The sequence below is a fragment of the Nocardioides daphniae genome (assembly GCF_004777465.1).
GTDB lineage: Bacteria > Actinomycetota > Actinomycetes > Propionibacteriales > Nocardioidaceae > Nocardioides > Nocardioides daphniae.
This window is the reverse complement of the sequence record NZ_CP038462.1, coordinates 2595818-2612368: the sequence shown is the minus strand read 5'-3', so window position 1 is coordinate 2612368 and position 16551 is coordinate 2595818. Positions and strand designations below refer to the sequence as shown.

General features: G+C 73.0%; 16 protein-coding genes and 1 pseudogene. 16 read left to right on the top strand and 1 reads right to left on the bottom strand.

All coding sequences use genetic code 11. The features are described 5' to 3' along the window. Positions 1-66 precede the first annotated feature (66 nt). From E2C04_RS12850 to E2C04_RS12840, 3 genes are read left to right on the top strand one after another with little or no spacing between them, the layout of a single operon-like run. Positions 67-2181, top strand: coding sequence for a glycosyltransferase family 2 protein (locus tag E2C04_RS12850; RefSeq protein WP_135832890.1), 2115 nt, complete (start codon positions 67-69; stop codon positions 2179-2181). Continuing rightward, positions 2109-2984, top strand: coding sequence for a hypothetical protein (locus E2C04_RS12845; protein WP_135832889.1), 876 nt, complete (start codon positions 2109-2111; stop codon positions 2982-2984). Before E2C04_RS12850 ends, E2C04_RS12845 begins: the two co-directional genes overlap by 73 nt. Beyond that, a complete protein-coding gene (locus E2C04_RS12840; RefSeq protein WP_135832888.1) occupies positions 2981-4375 on the top strand; it encodes a DUF5719 family protein in 1395 nt (464 codons plus the stop codon). The genes E2C04_RS12845 and E2C04_RS12840 overlap by 4 nt, the downstream gene beginning before the upstream one ends. Before the next feature lie 24 nt (positions 4376-4399). On the opposite strand, the gene E2C04_RS12835 is transcribed toward E2C04_RS12840, so the two are convergent. Continuing rightward, a complete protein-coding gene (locus E2C04_RS12835) occupies positions 4400-4822 on the bottom strand; it encodes a metallopeptidase family protein (RefSeq protein WP_229721663.1) in 423 nt (140 codons plus the stop codon). Positions 4823-4871: 49 nt separating this feature from the next. Here E2C04_RS12835 and E2C04_RS12830 point away from each other — a divergent pair, with 49 nt between their 5' ends. The 13 genes and pseudogenes from E2C04_RS12830 (at position 4872) to hpf (ending at position 16489) form a co-directional block, all read left to right on the top strand. Further along, on the top strand, positions 4872-5231 hold the full coding sequence (locus tag E2C04_RS12830; protein ID WP_135832887.1) for a DUF3499 domain-containing protein: 360 nt from the start codon (positions 4872-4874) through the stop codon (positions 5229-5231). A 32-nt stretch (positions 5232-5263) separates the two neighbouring features. Continuing rightward, entirely contained in the window at positions 5264-6643 is a 1380-nt protein-coding gene (locus tag E2C04_RS12825; protein WP_135832886.1) for a phosphomannomutase/phosphoglucomutase, read from the top strand. Then, positions 6643-6807: a Trm112 family protein gene (locus E2C04_RS12820; RefSeq protein WP_135832885.1), complete on the top strand. Its 165-nt coding sequence runs from the start codon at positions 6643-6645 to the stop codon at positions 6805-6807. Before E2C04_RS12825 ends, E2C04_RS12820 begins: the two co-directional genes overlap by 1 nt. Before the next feature lie 187 nt (positions 6808-6994). Beyond that, on the top strand, positions 6995-7852 hold the full coding sequence (locus E2C04_RS12815; RefSeq protein ID WP_238694277.1) for an SIS domain-containing protein: 858 nt from the start codon (positions 6995-6997) through the stop codon (positions 7850-7852). 4 nt (positions 7853-7856) lie between these two features. Next, entirely contained in the window at positions 7857-8909 is a 1053-nt protein-coding gene (locus E2C04_RS12810; protein ID WP_135832884.1) for a DUF808 domain-containing protein, read from the top strand. Positions 8910-9086: 177 nt separating this feature from the next. Beyond that, positions 9087-10517, top strand: coding sequence for an adenosylhomocysteinase (gene ahcY, locus E2C04_RS12805; protein WP_238694276.1), 1431 nt, complete (start codon positions 9087-9089; stop codon positions 10515-10517). Between the two features lie 40 nt (positions 10518-10557). Further along, positions 10558-11262, top strand: coding sequence for an MtrAB system response regulator MtrA (gene mtrA / locus E2C04_RS12800; RefSeq protein WP_135832883.1), 705 nt, complete (start codon positions 10558-10560; stop codon positions 11260-11262). A gap of 8 nt (positions 11263-11270) precedes the next feature. Continuing rightward, entirely contained in the window at positions 11271-12881 is a 1611-nt protein-coding gene (gene mtrB, locus E2C04_RS12795; RefSeq protein WP_135832882.1) for an MtrAB system histidine kinase MtrB, read from the top strand. After that, a complete protein-coding gene (locus E2C04_RS12790; protein WP_135832881.1) occupies positions 12878-13588 on the top strand; it encodes an LpqB family beta-propeller domain-containing protein in 711 nt (236 codons plus the stop codon). Before mtrB ends, E2C04_RS12790 begins: the two co-directional genes overlap by 4 nt. Then, positions 13585-13692, top strand: a pseudogene (locus tag E2C04_RS22370) (hypothetical protein); the annotation flags it as partial. The gene E2C04_RS12790 and the pseudogene E2C04_RS22370, both read left to right, overlap by 4 nt. A 253-nt stretch (positions 13693-13945) precedes the next feature. Continuing rightward, positions 13946-14386, top strand: a complete 441-nt coding sequence (locus tag E2C04_RS12780; RefSeq protein ID WP_135832879.1) for an LpqB family beta-propeller domain-containing protein — start codon at positions 13946-13948, stop codon at positions 14384-14386. Beyond that, entirely contained in the window at positions 14383-15456 is a 1074-nt protein-coding gene (locus E2C04_RS12775; protein ID WP_135832878.1) for a ComF family protein, read from the top strand. The genes E2C04_RS12780 and E2C04_RS12775 overlap by 4 nt, the downstream gene beginning before the upstream one ends. Before the next feature lie 418 nt (positions 15457-15874). Further along, entirely contained in the window at positions 15875-16489 is a 615-nt protein-coding gene (hpf, locus tag E2C04_RS12770; RefSeq protein WP_135832877.1) for a ribosome hibernation-promoting factor, HPF/YfiA family, read from the top strand. Positions 16490-16551 lie beyond the last annotated feature (62 nt).

Here is a 16551-nt window from a genome sequence, read left to right as displayed (position 1 = left end):
TGCGACCCGTCCAGGCCATCCGTGCTCGATTCGCACGGCCGTGGGGCCCTTCCCTAGGGTTGTCCGGTGACCGTCTCCGCCGTACTCGTCAGCCACGACGGGGCGAGGTGGCTGCCGAACGTCCTGGACGGGATCCGCAGCCAGCACCGTCCCGCCGATCGCTGCCTCGCCGTCGACACCGGCAGCAAGGACGAGTCGCGCGACCTCCTGGTGGCTGCCCTCGGTGAGTCCCGCGTGGTCGACCAGCCGGCCTCCACCTCGTTCCCCGCTGCGGTGCGGGCCGCCCTCGCGGCGCTCCCGCCCGCCGGCGACGACGAGTGGATCTGGTTGCTGCACGACGACTCCGCGCCGGACACCGAGGCGTTGGCCTGGTTGCTGGCTGCCTCGGAGGAGTACCCCGAGGTCGAGATCTTCGGCCCCAAGCTGCGCGAGTGGCCCTCGTTGCGCCGGCTCCTCGAGCTCGGCGTCACCCTGTCGGGCACCGGCCGGCGCGAGACCGGCCTGGAGCGCGGCGAGTACGACCAGGGCCAGCACGACGTCGAGCGCGAGGTGCTCGCGGTCAACACAGCGGGCATGCTGGTGCGCCGGCGCGTGCTGGAGGAGCTGGGCGGCTTCGACGACCGGATGCCGGTCTTCGGCAACGACATCGACTTCGGCTGGCGGGCCGCCCGCGCCGGGCACAGCACGTACGTCGTGCCCCAGGCCGTCGTCTTCCACGCCGAGGCGGCCAGTCGCGGCCTCCGTCGCACCGCGCTGACCGGGCGCCACCCGCACTACCAGGAGCGCCGCGCCGCGCTCCTGACGCTGCTGGCCAACGTCGAGTCACGGCGCCTGCTGGGCCAGACGATCCGGCTCCTCCTCGGCAGCCTGCTCCGGGTGCTGGGGCTGCTGGGCGTGCGCGCCGTCGGCCAGGCCCTCGACGAGCTGGCTGCCCTGCTCAACATCTACACCCACCCCGGCGTCGTCCGCGCCGCCCGCAAGGAGCGTGCCGCGAGGTGGGGTGACAGCCCCCGCGACGTCAGCGCGCTGCGTCCGCCCTGGTGGTTGCCCTACCGCCACGGCCTCGACACGGTCTCCGACCTGGCCTCGGCCGTCGCCGGCAGCGCCCAGGACCTGGCCGACCGGCGGCGCGACGCGAAGGAGGCGGCCCTGGCCGCCGAGATCGAGGCCTCGCCCGCGCTCGCCCCGCTCCAGGCGGTCAAGGAGTCGCGGCGCACCGACGGTGACGACTCCGACGACGAGGAGATGTACGCCGACTCCGGGTGGGTCACCCGCTTCTTCACCAACCCGGTGGCGCTGGTGCTCAGCCTCTTCGTGGTGGCCAGTTTGGTCGCTGCCCGCTCCGCCTTCGGCGAGATCCAGGGCGGTGCGCTCTCCCCGGTGCCGCAGGGGGCGGGGGACTGGTGGCGTCTCCACGTCGAGTCCCGCCACCCGCTCGGCACGGGCAGCGACGTCCCGGCGCCGGCGTACGTGGCGCTCTTCGCCGTCGCCGGCCTCTTCCTGGGCGGCAGCGCCGGTGCGGTGGTCAGCGGCCTGATGCTGCTGGCCGTCCCGGTGGCGCTGTGGGGCGCCTGGCGTCTCCTGCGCCTCGTCGGTCGTCTCGTCGACCCGCGTGGCCTCTCCACCTGGGTGCTGGTCTGGGGGTCGATCACCTACGCCCTGGTGCCGGCCACTTCCGGCGCCTGGGGCGAGGGCAGGTTCGGGACCGTCGCCCTCGCCGCGCTGCTGCCGTGGCTGGCCCACGCCGCCATCGGCTTCGCCGACCCCGACCCCGAGCGGCGTTGGCGGGCGGCCTGGCGCACCGGCCTGCTGCTGGCGCTCTGCTCGGCCTTCGTCCCGGGCGTCTGGCTCTTCGGGCTGCTCGCCGCCGCCCTCGTCGTCGCCGCCGCCTTCGCGATCAGCCCCCGCCTGCTGCGTGAGCGCTCGGCCTGGGGGCCTCCGGCCGTCGCGCTGGGCCTCGTGCCGCTGCTGCTCCTGCCGTGGTTCCTGCCGCTGCTCGGCAGCGGCGCCGGGCAGGGGATGCTGCTCGAGGCCGGCCGCCTGCCCGTCGCGGCGGTCGACTTCACCGACCTGGTGACCGGGCGTCTCTCCGACCTCGGTGCGCCGTGGTGGCTCGGGGTCCCGCGGTGGCGGTGCTGGCCGTGCTGGCGATCGCGCCGCACTCCACCCGTGTGCCGGTGATGATCGGGTGGCTCATCGCCCTGCCCGCCGCCTGCGTGGTGGCGGTGCTGGGCCTCGTCGAGCTCGACCTGCCGGCGACCTCCACCCCGCCCAGCATGGGCTTCTTCGTCGTGGTGCTGCAGGGCGTCGCCGTGGTCGCGGCCGCGCTCGGCACCGGGGCCCTCGTACGCCGCCTCTCCGGCGACCCGCACCCGCTGTGGCAGCGGGCGATCGCGCTGGTCGTCGCGGTGGTCGCGGTGGCCGTGCCCGTCGGTGGGCTCGTCTGGTGGCTCGGCGCCGACACCGCGTTCGACGAGGACCGGGTCGAGGTCGTCCCGGCCTACATGGCGCAGAGCTCGCTCACCGGTGACGACCACGGCGTCCTGGTGGTGCGTGGCTCGGTCGACGAGGGCGTCAGCTACCGCGTACGTCGTGGCGACGGCGTCACCGTCGGTGAGGACGAGATCCTCGGCCTCACCGCGGAGGACGGCGCGATGACCGACCTCGTGACCCGGCTCGTCTCCGCCCCCAGCCCTCGCGACGTCGAGGCGCTGGCCGAGCGCGGCGTCGAGTACGTCGTGCTCCCGTCGCCCGTCGACGGCCGCCTCTCGGCCGGGCTCGACGCCGTCGACGGACTCGTGCAGGCCAGCGCCGAGGACCGCTCGACCCGCGCCTGGCGCGTCGACCGCGAGACCTCCGTGGCGGGCGTCTCGAGCGAGGTCGGCGTCGGTCGCGTCCTGCTGCTCGTCCTCCAGGGCGCCGCCTGGCTGCTCGCCCTGGTTGCGGCGGCCCCCACACTCGTCCGATCGAGGTCCGAGGCATGAGCACCGACTCCCGTCGCTCCGCGGAGCGCCCCCAGCGCCGTGACCGTCGCCGCTCGTCGGCCCCGGGGCAGCGCGCCGTCGACCCGCTGACCCTGCTGGCCTTCGGCATCCCGCTGCTCACCGTGGCGCTGCTGGCCACCGTCAACCCTGCTCCCACCGAGGAGGCGGCCCAGCCTCCGACGGCGACGCCGCTCACCAACACGGTGCTGGTCTGCCCGCCCGCGCTGGGTGGCGCCGACCTGGTGCAGGCCGCGCTCGCCGACACCGACGTGGCGGGAGCGCTGCGTACGGGTGGCAAGGACCTGACCCTCTCCGCGGGGTCGGTGGCCACCCGGCGTACGTCCGACACGCTCCTGCTGCGCGGGGAGGGGCCGACCGCCTCGGGCCTGGCTGCCGCCCGTACCGGCGGGGGACTGGCGACCGACTGCCTGCGCCCGGCCAGCGACGTCTGGTTCGCCGGTGTCGGCGCCGGGCCCGAGCACTCCTCGGTCCTGCGGCTGGTCAACCCCGACGGTGGTCCGGCGATCGCCGACGTGGTCGTGCACGCCGCCGGCGGCATCCGTGAGGTCCCGGCGCTGCGGGGCGTGGCCGTGGGCGCCCGCGACGAGCTGGCGCTCGACCTGGCCGAGGTGATGCCCGAGCGCGAGGACGTCACCCTCCACCTCCGGGTCACCCGGGGCCGGCTGGCCTCCTCGATCGTCGACCGCGTCGACCCTCTGGGCAGCGACGAGCGGGCCACGACCTGGCTGCCGGCGGTCGCGGAGCCCGCCACCGACGCCTTCCTCCCCGGCGTACGCCGCGGGGGAGGGGAACGCACCCTCGTGCTGACCAACCCCGGTGACGACGAGACCCGCGTGCGGCTCAAGGCGGTCACGCCGGAGAGCGAGTTCGCGCCGACCGACCTGTCCGAGGTCCCTGTCCCGGCCGGGGCGACCGTGACCGTCGACCTGGGCCGGTTCCTGCGCTCGCAGGCCGCTCAGGGGCTGGTGGCGTTGCGCGTCGAGGCCGACGCCCCGGTCGCCAGCCTGCTGCGGTCCCGCGACGGCAACCGGCTGACCCACGCCGTGGCGGCCGCCCTGCTCGCCGAGTCGGGTGCGCTCGCCGTCGCCGGCGGCGACCAGCGCCTGGTGCTGGCCGGGGCCGAGAAGCCGTCCAACGTGCGCGTGGTGCAGCGTGCTGCCGACGGCACCGCGCTCAAGGAGCTGCGGGTGACCGTACGCCCGGGGCAGGGCACCCGGCTCGAGCTCGCCGCCCGCGCCCGCTGGGTGCAGGTGCTGGTGGGCGACGTGCCCGTGGTCGCGGCGCTCGAGGCGGGTGACACCTCCGTGCGGCCCGTGCGCGAGCTGGTCACCGACAGCTGGGTCCCGCACGTGGGCCCGGCGCTCTACTGAGCTGTCCCCGCCGAGCCGCAGCGTTCAGTCGTTGCGCGGGTCGACGTCGTCGGGGTCCATCCCCAGCAGCTCGGCCACCTGCTCCACGACCACCGTGTGGATGAGCGCGCGCAGCTCCTCCCGGTTGTCGGCGCGGTGCTCGAGCGGGCGTCGGAAGAGGACCAGCCGGCTCGGCGTGGCCCCCGATCCACGGACCACCGAGGCGAGCGGGACGCCCGCGTCGTCCCAGTCGTCGGGCACCAGCGGGGTGTCCTCGACGGCGTACTCCACCAGGCCGAGCCGGTCGTGCCAGCGCCCGTCCACGACCTGCACCACGCTGAGCACCAGGGCGTCGAAGCGCTCCCGCTCGGTGCGCAGGGCGGGGGTGCCCGGCACGCGGGGCAGCACGCCCGGCCCGCGCATGCCGCGACCGCGCCGGTCACGGGTGCGGCGCGGCACGATCTCCATGCCGCGAGCCTAGACGGCGCGGCGCCGGCTGCGGGGTAACGTCTGCGGTGTGAATCCCGCCCGTCGTTGCTCGCGCACCGCGTGCGGTCGCGCTGCGGTCGCCACGCTGACGTACGTGTACGCCGACCAGACGGCCGTCCTCGGACCCCTCTCGGTGCATGCCGAGCCGCACGCGTACGACCTCTGCGAGCAGCACAGCGAGCGGCTCTCCGCCCCCCGTGGGTGGGAGGTGCTCCGGCTGGCGCACGACCTGCGCGACCCCGGGCCCTCGAACGACGACCTGCTCGCGCTGGCCGATGCCGTGCGCGAGGCCGCACGACCGCCGGAGCCGGCGCCGCACGTGCACCCGGCCGACGATCCCTCGCAGGGCGTGCGACGCGGACACCTGCGGGTGCTGACCACGGACTGACCGTCCGTGCGGTGGCCGATAGGCTCCCGCCCATGACTTCCGGCAGCCCGACCCTGGACCCCGCGAACCTCCACGCGATCTTCAAGGCGTACGACGTCCGCGGCACCGTTCCCGACCAGATGGACGAGACCCTGGCCCGGGCGACCGGCAACGCGTTCGTGCAGGTCACCGGCGCCGGAACGGTGGTGGTCGGCCACGACATGCGCCCCTCGTCGCCGGGCATGGCCCAGGCGTTCGCCGAGGGGGCCTCGACCGCCGGTGCGGACGTCGTGATGGTGGGCCTGGCCTCCACCGACCAGCTCTACTTCGCCTCGGGCCACCTGGGTCACGCGGGCGTGATGTTCACCGCGAGCCACAACCCCGCGCAGTACAACGGCATGAAGATGTGCCGCGCCGGCGCCCAGCCGGTGGGTCTCGACACCGGCCTGGCCGAGATCCGCGACATCGTCGCCGCCGGCACCGTCCGTGAGGCCGGGACGCCCGGCGAGATCTCCTCGACCGACGTGCTGTCGGCCTACGCCGACCACCTGCTCACCCTCTCCCCGGTGCGCGGGCGCGGCCTCAAGGTCGTCGTCGACGCCGGCAACGGCATGGCCGGCCTGACCGCCCCCGTGGTCTTCGAGAAGATCGGTGGCGTGGTCGAGATGGTGCCGCTCTACTTCGAGCTCGACGGCACGTTCCCGAACCACGAGGCCAACCCGATCGAGGCCGAGAACCTGGTCGACCTGCAGCAGGCCGTGCTGGCCGAGAAGGCCGACATCGGGCTCGCCTTCGACGGCGACGCCGACCGCTGCTTCATCGTCGACGAGCAGGGCCGCGCGGTCTCGCCGTCGACGCTGACCGCGCTGATCGCGGCCCGCGAGCTGGCCAGGAACCCCGGCGCCACCGTGATCCACAACCTGATCACCTCGCGTGCCGTCCCCGAGATCGTCACCGAGCTCGGCGGCACTCCGGTGCGCACCCGCGTCGGCCACTCCTTCATCAAGGCGACGATGGCCGAGACCGACGCGGTCTTCGGTGGCGAGCACTCGGGCCACTTCTACTTCCGCGACTTCTGGCGCGCCGACTCCGGCATGCTCGCCGCGCTGTACGCGATGGCGGCGCTCGCCGAGACCGACCTGCCGCTGTCGGAGCTGATGGCCGAGTACGAGCGCTACCCCTCCTCGGGCGAGATCAACTCCACCGTGGACGACCAGGCGGCCGTGCTCGCCAGCCTCAAGGAGCAGTACGCCGGCCGTGACGACGTCGAGGTCGACGAGCTCGACGGCCTCACCGTCACGCACGCCGACTGGTGGTTCAATGTCAGGGCCTCGAACACGGAGCCCCTGCTCCGCCTCAACTCCGAGGGCAAGGACGAGGCCACCATGGCCGAGATCCGGGACGCCGTCCTCTCCACGATCAGGAGCAACTGATGAACCTCGACCCTGCCCTGCTCGACATCATCGTCTGCCCGGCCTGCCACGCCGACCTGGCCGTGGAGGGCGAGGAGCTGGTCTGCACGGGCTGCCGGTACGCCTACCCCGTGCGCGACGACATCCCCGTCCTGCTGGTCGACGAGGCCCGCAAGCCGGCCTGAGGCGACCCGTGACGACCTGGTTCGACGAGGCCCGACTCGACGACGAGCGGGTGCTCGCCGGCGCCGACCCGATGCTGCGGACGCTGGCCGAGGCCGGCGCCCGGGTGCGACGTGACCGGGTGCAGGTGGGTGACGCGCTCGAGCGGGCCGTCGCCCACGCCACCAGGCCGACCGGCCCCGTGCCGTGGTGGCCGCCGGTCCCGACTCGCGCCTGCTGCGGGCCGTGCTCGAGCCGTGGTGCCCGGTGCCGTTCGTGGCCTGGCCGATGCCCGGACTGCCGGGCTGGGTGGGCAGCCTCGACCTGGTCGTGGTGCTCGCTCCCGACGGCTCCGACCACGGCTCCGCGCTGGCGGTGACCGAGGCGCTGCGTCGCGGCGCCCAGGTGGTGGTCGCCGCGCCCGAGAAGTCGCTGGTGACCGAGCACGCCGAGGGCCGCTGGTGCCACCTGCTGCCGATCGTCACCGGTGACCAGTCCGCCGCCGCCGTGGTCATGCTGGAGTTCCTCGACCGGGTCGACCTGGGGCCGCGCACCGACGTCGAGGACGTCGCCGGCGCGCTCGACCACGTCGCCACCGTCTGCTCGCCCCACCAGGACCTCTCGGTCAACCCCGCCAAGCTGCTCGCGATCGCGCTGGCCGACCGTACGCCGGTGGTCTGGGGCGGCACCGTGCTCGCCGCCCGGGCCGCACGCCGCGTGGCCGAGTCGCTGCGCCGGGCGACCGGTGTCTCCGCGATCGCCGGTGACGCCGAGCACCTGCTGCCGGTGCTCGAGTCCGCCCCGCTGCAGGACCTCTTCGACGACCCGCTCGAGAGCGACTCCGCCAGCCTGCCGCCGGTGCTGGTGGTCCTCGACGACGGCAGCGACGAGCCCGTCGTCGCCGAGCAGCGCGACCGACTGGTCCGTGCGGCGGGGGAGCGCCGCGTACGCGTGGAGACGCTGACCTGCGACCCCGGCGCCACCAGCGAGCTGGCACGCTACGCATCACTGCTGTTGCAGGGGCGGTACGCCGCCGCCTACCTGCAGATCGGACTGACGGGGGAGTGAACCCATGAGTGGCGGATTCTTCGCACTGCTCGACGACGTGGCCACGCTGGTGAAGGTGGCCTCGGCCTCCATCGACGACGTGGGTGCCGCGGCCGGGCGGGCGAGCGCCAAGGCCGCCGGCGTGGTCATCGACGACACGGCCGTGACCCCGCAGTACGTGCAGGGGCTGGCGGCGAAGCGCGAGCTGCCGATCGTCAAGCAGATCGCCAAGGGCTCGCTCGTCAACAAGCTCTGCTTCATCCTCCCGGCGGCGCTGCTGCTGAGCCAGTTCCTGCCGTGGCTGCTCACCCCGATCCTGATGCTCGGCGGCACCTTCCTCGCCTTCGAGGGCGCGGAGAAGATCTACGAGAAGTTCTTCGGCCACTCCGAGCCGGAGGTCCTCGCGACCGAGATCGGCCCCGAGCAGGAGAAGAAGATGGTCTCCGGGGCGATCCGCACCGACCTGATCCTCTCCGCCGAGATCATGGTGATCGCGCTCAACGAGGTCACCGACGAGCCCTTCCTGTCGCGCGCGATGATCCTGGTCGTCGTGGCCATCGGCATCACCCTGCTGGTCTACGGCATCGTCGGGCTGATCGTGAAGGCCGACGACTTCGGCCTGATGCTCGCCACCAAGGCGCGCTCGGGCTTCGGCCGCGGCTTCGGCCGCCGACTGGTGAAGTCGATGCCCGGCGTCCTGGCCACGATCGGTGCCGTGGGCACCGTGGCGATGCTGTGGGTCGGTGGACACATCCTGCTCGTGGGCCTCGACGACCTCGGCTGGCACGCCCCCTACGAGCTCGTGCACCACCTCGAGGTGGCCGCGCACGACGCCGTCCCGGTCGCCGCCGGCGCCGTCGGGTGGCTGGTCAACACGGCCTGCTCGGCGGTCTTCGGCCTCGTCGTCGGCGCCGTCGTGGTGCTGGTCCTGCACCTGCTGCCCTTCGGCCACGGCAAGGACGAGGAGCACGCCGAGGCAGCGGCCCGGGGCAAGGCCCACCGCTCCCAGGACCTCGCCGCCGCGGGTGGCTCCGAGGGCGGTACGCCGGGGGCCGACACCCCCGGTCCGTCCCACTGACCGGACGTCTCGTCCGGGGCTCGAGACCGACGCTCGCCTGAGGCGGGGCTCGGGCGTCCTGCGCGCCCGTTCCGTGGATTGCGTGATTGTCGGGAGCCGGTTCTACGCTCGTCGTCGGAGGGGACGTTGGTCCGGGACTCCGGACCAGCACAGAAGAGCCACTGACGAGGGGTAGTGATGGACTACAAGGTCGCAGACTTGAACCTGGCCGACTTCGGCCGGACCGAGATCCAGCTCGCCGAGCACGAGATGCCCGGCCTCATGGCGATGCGCGAGCGCTACGGCGACTCGAAGCCGCTGGCCGGCGCGAAGATCGCCGGCTCGCTCCACATGACCATCCAGACCGCGGTGCTGATCGAGACGCTCGTCGCTCTCGGCGCCGAGGTGCGCTGGGCGTCGTGCAACATCTTCTCGACCCAGGACCACGCTGCTGCCGCCGTCGTCGTGGGCCCCGAGGGCACCGTCGACAACCCGAGCGGTGTGCCCGTCTTCGCCTGGAAGGGCGAGACGCTGGAGGAGTACTGGGAGTGCACCCAGCAGATCCTGCTGTGGCCCAACGGCGAGTTCGCCAACATGATCCTGGACGACGGCGGCGACGCCACCATGCTCGTCCACCTCGGTGTCGAGGCCGAGAAGACCGGCGTCGCGCCCGACCCGGCCACCGCCGGCTCGGTCGAGGAGCGCATCGTCTTCCAGACCGTCGCCAGCTCGCTGGCCGAGTCGAAGGACCGCTGGACCAAGGTCGCCAACGAGATCAAGGGCGTCACCGAGGAGACCACCACCGGTGTCCACCGCCTCTACGACATGATGAAGGAAGGCAACCTGCTCTTCCCGGCCATCAACGTCAACGACTCGGTGACCAAGTCGAAGTTCGACAACAAGTACGGCTGCCGCCACTCGCTGATCGACGGCATCAACCGCGCCACCGACGTCCTCATCGGCGGCAAGGTCGCCGTGGTCTGCGGCTACGGCGACGTGGGCAAGGGCTGCGCCGAGTCGCTGCGTGGCCAGGGTGCCCGCGTCATCGTCACCGAGATCGACCCGATCTGCGCGCTGCAGGCCTCCATGGACGGCTACCAGGTCGACACCCTGGAGAACGCCCTCCCGATCGCCGACATCGTGATCACCGCGACCGGCAACAAGGACGTCGTCTCCGCCGAGCAGATGTCGCGCATGAAGCACAACGCGATCGTCGGCAAACATCGGTCACTTCGACAACGAGATCGACATGGCCGGCCTCGAGGCGTGGGACGGCATCGTCCGCAAGAACGTGAAGCCGCAGGTCGACCTGTTCACGTTCCCGCCGGCAACGCCGTCATCATCCTCTCCGAGGGTCGCCTGATGAACCTGGGCAACGCCACCGGCCACCCCTCGTTCGTGATGTCGAACTCCTTCACCAACCAGGTCCTCGCCCAGATCGAGCTCTTCACCAAGCTCGAGGAGTACCCCGTCGGCGTCTACGTGCTCCCGAAGCACCTCGACGAGGAGGTCGCCCGCCTCCACCTCGCCAGCCTCGGGGTCAACCTGACCACGCTGACGACGGAGCAGGCCGACTACCTCGGCCTCGACGTGCAGGGTCCGTACAAGCCTGAGCACTACCGCTACTGAGCGGACCCCTCGGGGCCGTGTGACTGGCACAATGTCCGGCATGACGCAGACGCACCAGGACGCACCCGCGCGCGGGCGCGTCCTGGTCGTCGACGACGACGCCTCGCTGGCGGAGATGCTGACCATCGTGCTGCGCCAGGAGGGTTTCGACTCCCGCATGGTCACCCGGGGGGACCAGGCGGTCCCCGCGTTCCGCGAGTACCGTCCCGACGTCGTCCTGCTGGACCTGATGCTGCCCGGCAAGGACGGCATCGACGTCTGCAAGGAGATCCGCGCCGAGTCCGGTGTCCCGATCGTCATGCTGACCGCCAAGGGCGACACCGTCGACGTGGTCCTGGGCCTGGAGAGCGGCGCCGACGACTACGTCGTCAAGCCGTTCAAGCCCAAGGAGCTGGTCGCCCGCATCCGGGCCCGCGTACGCCGCTTCGACTCGCCCGACTCCGAGACGCTGACCGTCGGCGACCTGAGCATCGACGTCCCGGGCCACCAGGTGACCCGCGGCGAGGAGCAGATCAACCTCACGCCGCTGGAGTTCGACCTGCTGGTCTGCCTGGCGCGCAAGCCCTGGCAGGTCTTCACCCGTGAGGTCCTCCTGGAGGAGGTCTGGGGCTACCGGCACGCCGCCGACACCCGCCTGGTCAACGTCCACGTCCAGCGCCTGCGCTCCAAGGTCGAGCACGACCCGGAGAACCCCGAGGTCGTCCTGACCGTGCGCGGCGTCGGCTACAGGGCCGGCAAGTCGTAGCAGGCGCCATGCCGCTGCGCAGAGCGTTCGCCCGGTTCTCGGGTGGTGTGAGGCGGTTCCTCACCGCGTGGCGCCGGTCGATCCAGGCCCGCGTCGTCGCCAGCACCGTGCTGCTGTGCCTGGTGGTCGGCAGCGCCGTGGGCTGGTTCCTGCTGCGCACCACGCGTGACGGACTCCTCGACCAGCGCGTCGACCGTGTCCTCGCCGAGGCCGCGGCCGAGACCGCCGAGGCCCGCAACCGGCTCAGCTTCGCCACCGGGACCGACGTCGACGCCTCGGGGCAGCGCGAGGACCTGATCGAGCCGATCATCGCCCGGGGCGCCGCCAGCGGCTTCGCCGTCGTGCTCTCGCCCCCGGTCGGCCAGGGCTCCGACCTGGCCGGGGGCGGCGTCCAGTTCTCCCGCAACCTCGACAAGTCCAGCGTGCCCGACTCGATGGTGGAGGAGTTCTCCGAACCCCGCTCGAGCGCGTGGACCTACACCGAGATCCGCACCATGGGACCGGTCGCGCGCGTGGAGCCCGGCCCCGGGATCGTCGTCGCCTCCCAGGTGACCCTGCCGGCCGACGGCCAGACCTACACGCTCTACTACCTCTACCCGCTGACCGACCAGGAGGCGACGCTCGGCCTGGTCAGTCGGGCCCTGCTCGGTGCGGCGGCCTTCCTGGTGCTCCTGGTGGCGGGCGTGACCTGGTTGATCACCCGGCAGGTGGTCAACCCGATCAGGCTGGCCCGGCGGGTCGCCGAGCGGCTCGCCGCCGGCCAGCTGCAGGAGCGCCTGCGGGTCACCGGCGAGGACGACCTGGCGCGCCTGGCCATCTCGTTCAACCAGATGGCCTCCAACCTGCAGCGCCAGATCCGCCAGCTCGAGGAGCTCAGCCGCCTGCAGCGCCGCTTCGTCTCCGACGTCTCGCACGAGCTGCGTACGCCGCTGACCACAGTGCGGATGGCCGGCGACGTGCTGCACGACGCCCGGGCCGACTTCGACCCCGTCACCGCGCGCGCAGCCGAGCTGCTGCAGACCGAGCTCGACCGCTTCGAGGTCCTGCTCAGCGACCTGCTGGAGATCAGCCGCTTCGACGCCGGCGCCGCCGTGCTCGAGGCCGACGACGTCAACCTGCTCGACGTCGTCTACCGCGTGGTCGACGCGACCCGGGTGATGGCCGAGCGCCGCAACACCCGCGTCGTGGTGCGCGAGTCGGAGCGCCCCTGCCTGGCCGAGGCCGACGTACGCCGCGTGGAGCGCATCGTGCGCAACCTCGTCACCAACGCCATCGACCACGCCGACTCCAGCGACGTGGTGGTCACGCTGGGCGCCGACGGCAGCGCCGCCGCGCTGACGGTGCGCGACTACGGCGTCGGGCTGGCTCCGGGGGAGTCCGCGATGGTCTTCAACCGGTTCTGGCGCGCCGACCCGGCCCGCGCCCGCACCAGCGGCGGCACCGGGCTGGGGCTCTCCATCTCGCTGGAGGACACCCACCTGCACGGCGGCTGGCTCCAGGCGTGGGGACGGCAGGGCGCCGGCGCACAGTTCCGCCTCACGCTGCCGCGTACGCTCGGGCAGCCGTTGCGGCACAGCCCGCTGCCCCTGGTGCCCGAGGATGCGGAGGTCGGCGCATGAGCCACGCGTACGCCGCTGCCTCCCGCGCGCGCCGCGCCGTCGGCGCGCTGGTGCTGCTGCTCGGCCTGGGCGTCCTCACGGCCTGCGTGCAGATGCCCACCCAGGGGCCGCTCGTGCGCGTCGACCCGCAGACCACCGACGAGGACGACGCCGGGGGCTTCTACGACCCCCGACCACCGGTCGGTGGGGCCGACCCCGAGGAGATCGTGCTCGGCTTCCTGGAGGCGATGAAGGCGACGCCGGTGAAGACCAGCGTCGCCTCGGAGTTCCTCACCGAGCGGGCGCAGCGCGCCTGGTCGCCGGAGAAGGGCACGATCACCTACTCCGACTTCGGCCCGGCGGTCGGGCTGACCCGGGTGCGGGTGCCGCTGGTCGAGGCGCACCGCTACGACCACCGTGGTGCCTGGCAGCGCCGGCTGCCCGCGGGGCAGGCCACGTTGAGCTTCCCGATGGTGATCGAGGGGGAGGAGTGGCGCATCGACGCGGCTCCTGACGCGCTCGTGGTCCCGGAGTCGTGGTTCGCCGACGGCTTCCAGCCGGCCTCCCTCTACTTCCTCGACCCCAGCGGGACGCTGCTGGTGCCCGAGCCGGTGCACGTGCCGGGCGGCGACCAGATGGCGACCGCCCTGGTCCGTGGCCTGCTGGCGGGGGCGCCCGACCCGCGGTCTCCCGTGGCGCCCTGCCGTCGGGCGGACGGCTGGCGATGAACTCGGTGCCGATCAACGCCGACGGCGTGGCCGACGTCGTCGTCGAGGACGTCGAGGGCACGTTCGACTCCGGCGCGGCCGAGGAGATGCTGGCCCAGCTGACCTGGACGTTGCGGCAGGTGCCGCGGGTCAAGCAGGTCCGGCTCACCGTCGACGAGCGCGCAGTGACGCTGGACGACGGCGTGCGCGAGGTGGCGGTGCAGTCGGGGCTGTCGTTCAGCCCCCTGGGCGTCAGCTCCAGCCGCGACCTCTTCGCCCTGGTCGGCGGCCGCCTGGTCCGGGGCGACTTCGAGAACTTCTCCCCGACGGCCGGCGCACTCGGGGCCGGCGAGGTGGGGGTCCGCGGTCGGGGTCAGCCTGGACGGCACCCGCGCCGTCGGGGTCAGCTCCGACGGCCGGTCCGCGGTGCGGGCGGTCCTGGAGAAGGGCGCGGCCCCCGACACCGTGCTCACCGGGGCCAGCGGCCTGCTGCGTCCGGTCTTTGACTTCTCCGGCCGGGTCTGGTTCGTCGACCGGGCGCCGTCGGGCGCGCGGGTGCAGGTGATGGGCCCCGACGAGGACCCCGTCGAGGTCGACGTGCCCGGGGTGAGCGGCGAGGACGTGACGCTCTTCCTGGTCTCGCGTGACTCCTCCCGCCTGGTGGCCGTGGTCCGCGGCCCGGCCCAGGACCGTCTGGTGGTGAGCCGGATCGAGCACTCCCCGGCCGGTGGCCTCCCGCGCTTCACCCGGGCACGCGCCATCGCCCGACGCGGCGACGCCGCCCGGCGCGTGACCGACATCGGTTGGCGTTCCCGGTGACCCTGGCCCTGTTGGGCAGCGTCACCCCCGACCTGGCGCAGGTGAGGCTGCTCAGCGTCGACGGCGCCCCCGGCGAGCGCGGCACCAACGCCGCCACCCGCGTACGCGGGGAGGCGCGCCGCCTCGTCTCCTCGCCGGTCGAGGGCGACGGCACCTACGTCGTGACCGCCGACCAGATCCTCGACCTCGCCAAGCCGCGCGGGACCTCCCGACGCCCGGGCAGGGACCGAGCTGGTTCGGCTTCGTCGGCTGAGCCGCGGCCCCTCCCCACGTCCGGCCCATCCACAGACGAGCGGCTGGACCTGACCTCGACCGTCGCCCGGCTGCTGGGCTGGGGCGATGCTCTCCACCCACGCCGCCTGGCTCGACCTGGTCCTCGGCAGCTCCTGCGCCGGCTGCTCGGCGCCCGGTCCACCCGTGTGCCCGGCCTGCGTCGAGGCCCTGCCGCAGCCGTGGCAGACCCGGCCCCGGCCGACCCGGCCGGCTTTCCGCGCTGCTGGACCTCGGGGGAGTACGTCGACCTCCTGGCCCGCGCGGTCGTCGCCCACAAGGAGCGCGGGCGGACCGCGGTGGCGCCCTTCCTGGGCGAGCGCCTGGCGGCCTCGGTTGCTGCCCTGATCTGCGACGGGCTCGCCGACGGTCCCCCGGCGCCGGCCCGGCCCACGGTGCTGGTGCCCGTGCCGTCGTCGCCGGGCGCTGCCAGGGCTCGGGGCGACGACCCGCTGGCACGGGTGGTGCGGCTGGCCGCGCGGCAGCTGCGGGGGCAGGGGCACGACGTACGCGTGCACGCACTGCTGCGCAGTCGCGGCGGGGTGCGTGACCAGGGAGGGCTGACGGCCGCCCAGCGCGCCGCCAACCTGGTGGGGTCGATGCACTGCCCCTCACCGGGGCTGGCCAGGCTCGCACGCCTCGACCCGGCCCCGCTGCTGGTGCTCTGTGACGACGTGGTGACGACGGGAGCCACGCTGGTGGAGGCCCGTCGGGCGCTCGTGGCGGTCGGCGCGGGCCCGCTCGGAGCAGCCGTCGTCGCCGCGGTGCCACGGCGTACGCCAGCCCCACGACGAGCATGAGCGGAAGGAAGGGGGTCGCCTGTCGGACGGATCAGGCGGTCGCCTTACGCCGTTGGGAGAAGGGGGCTAACGTCTGTGCATGGAGTCCGTTCGGGTCCGTGGTTGCGTCGTCCGGGGCGTCCTGGACGGCAAGCCGATGCCAGTCGCAGGCAAAACGGCCCACGTAAGGCGCGCTCTCGTCGAGGGCCCGCTGATCACGGTGCGGCTTAGAAGTAAGTCCTGCCTCGGCCCCGTCGTCAGACACGACGGACGTCGGGAGAAGGTGGGTAGTGGCACTGAGCTGCGAGAGCCTCAGCAGGCGGCTGTGGGGACGAAGACCAGGTCGGCCGGACGGACTCCACCATCTGCCGACCACCGTGCCCTCCCGGCCGGTGGTCGTCAGTCATCGCAGGTGATTTCACTGAATCGGGAGGTTCACATGGACGTTGTGGTCACAGGCCGGCACATCGAGGTCTCGGATCGGTTCCGCGAGCACGCCGCTGAGAAGCTGTCACGGCTCGAGAAGCACGATCACCGCATTCAACGAGTGGCCGTCGAGGTCTCCCACGAGAAGAATCCCCGTCAGATCGAGCGGGCCGTGAAGGTGGAGCTGACCGCCTTCTCCAAGGGCCCGGTGATCCGCGCCGAGGCGGCGTCCGAGGACAAGATGGCTGCCCTCGACCTCGCCCTGGACAAGATGGCGGCGCAGATGCGCAAGGCGGCCGACCGTCGCCGCGTCCACCGTGGCCGCCACACGCCCGTGTCGGTGGCCGAGGCGCTCGCCGGGGTGCAGGCGCCCGAGCCCGACACCGACGCCGAGGAGGTCACCGAGCGACAGGTCGGTCCCATCACCGTGACCGGTGACGGACCGCTCGTGGTGCGCGAGAAGTCCCACGAGGCGACCCCCATGACCCTCGACCAGGCCCTCTACGAGATGGAGCTGGTGGGCCACGACTTCTACCTGTTCGTCGACAAGGAGTCCGAACGACCCTCGGTGGTCTACCGCCGCCGTGGCTACGACTACGGAGTCATCACGCTCGACGTGAGCGAGTGATCCTCCGCCACTGAGGCACCGAGCTCCCCCGGGGTGTGTCGCCCACGCCTCGGGGAGTGGTT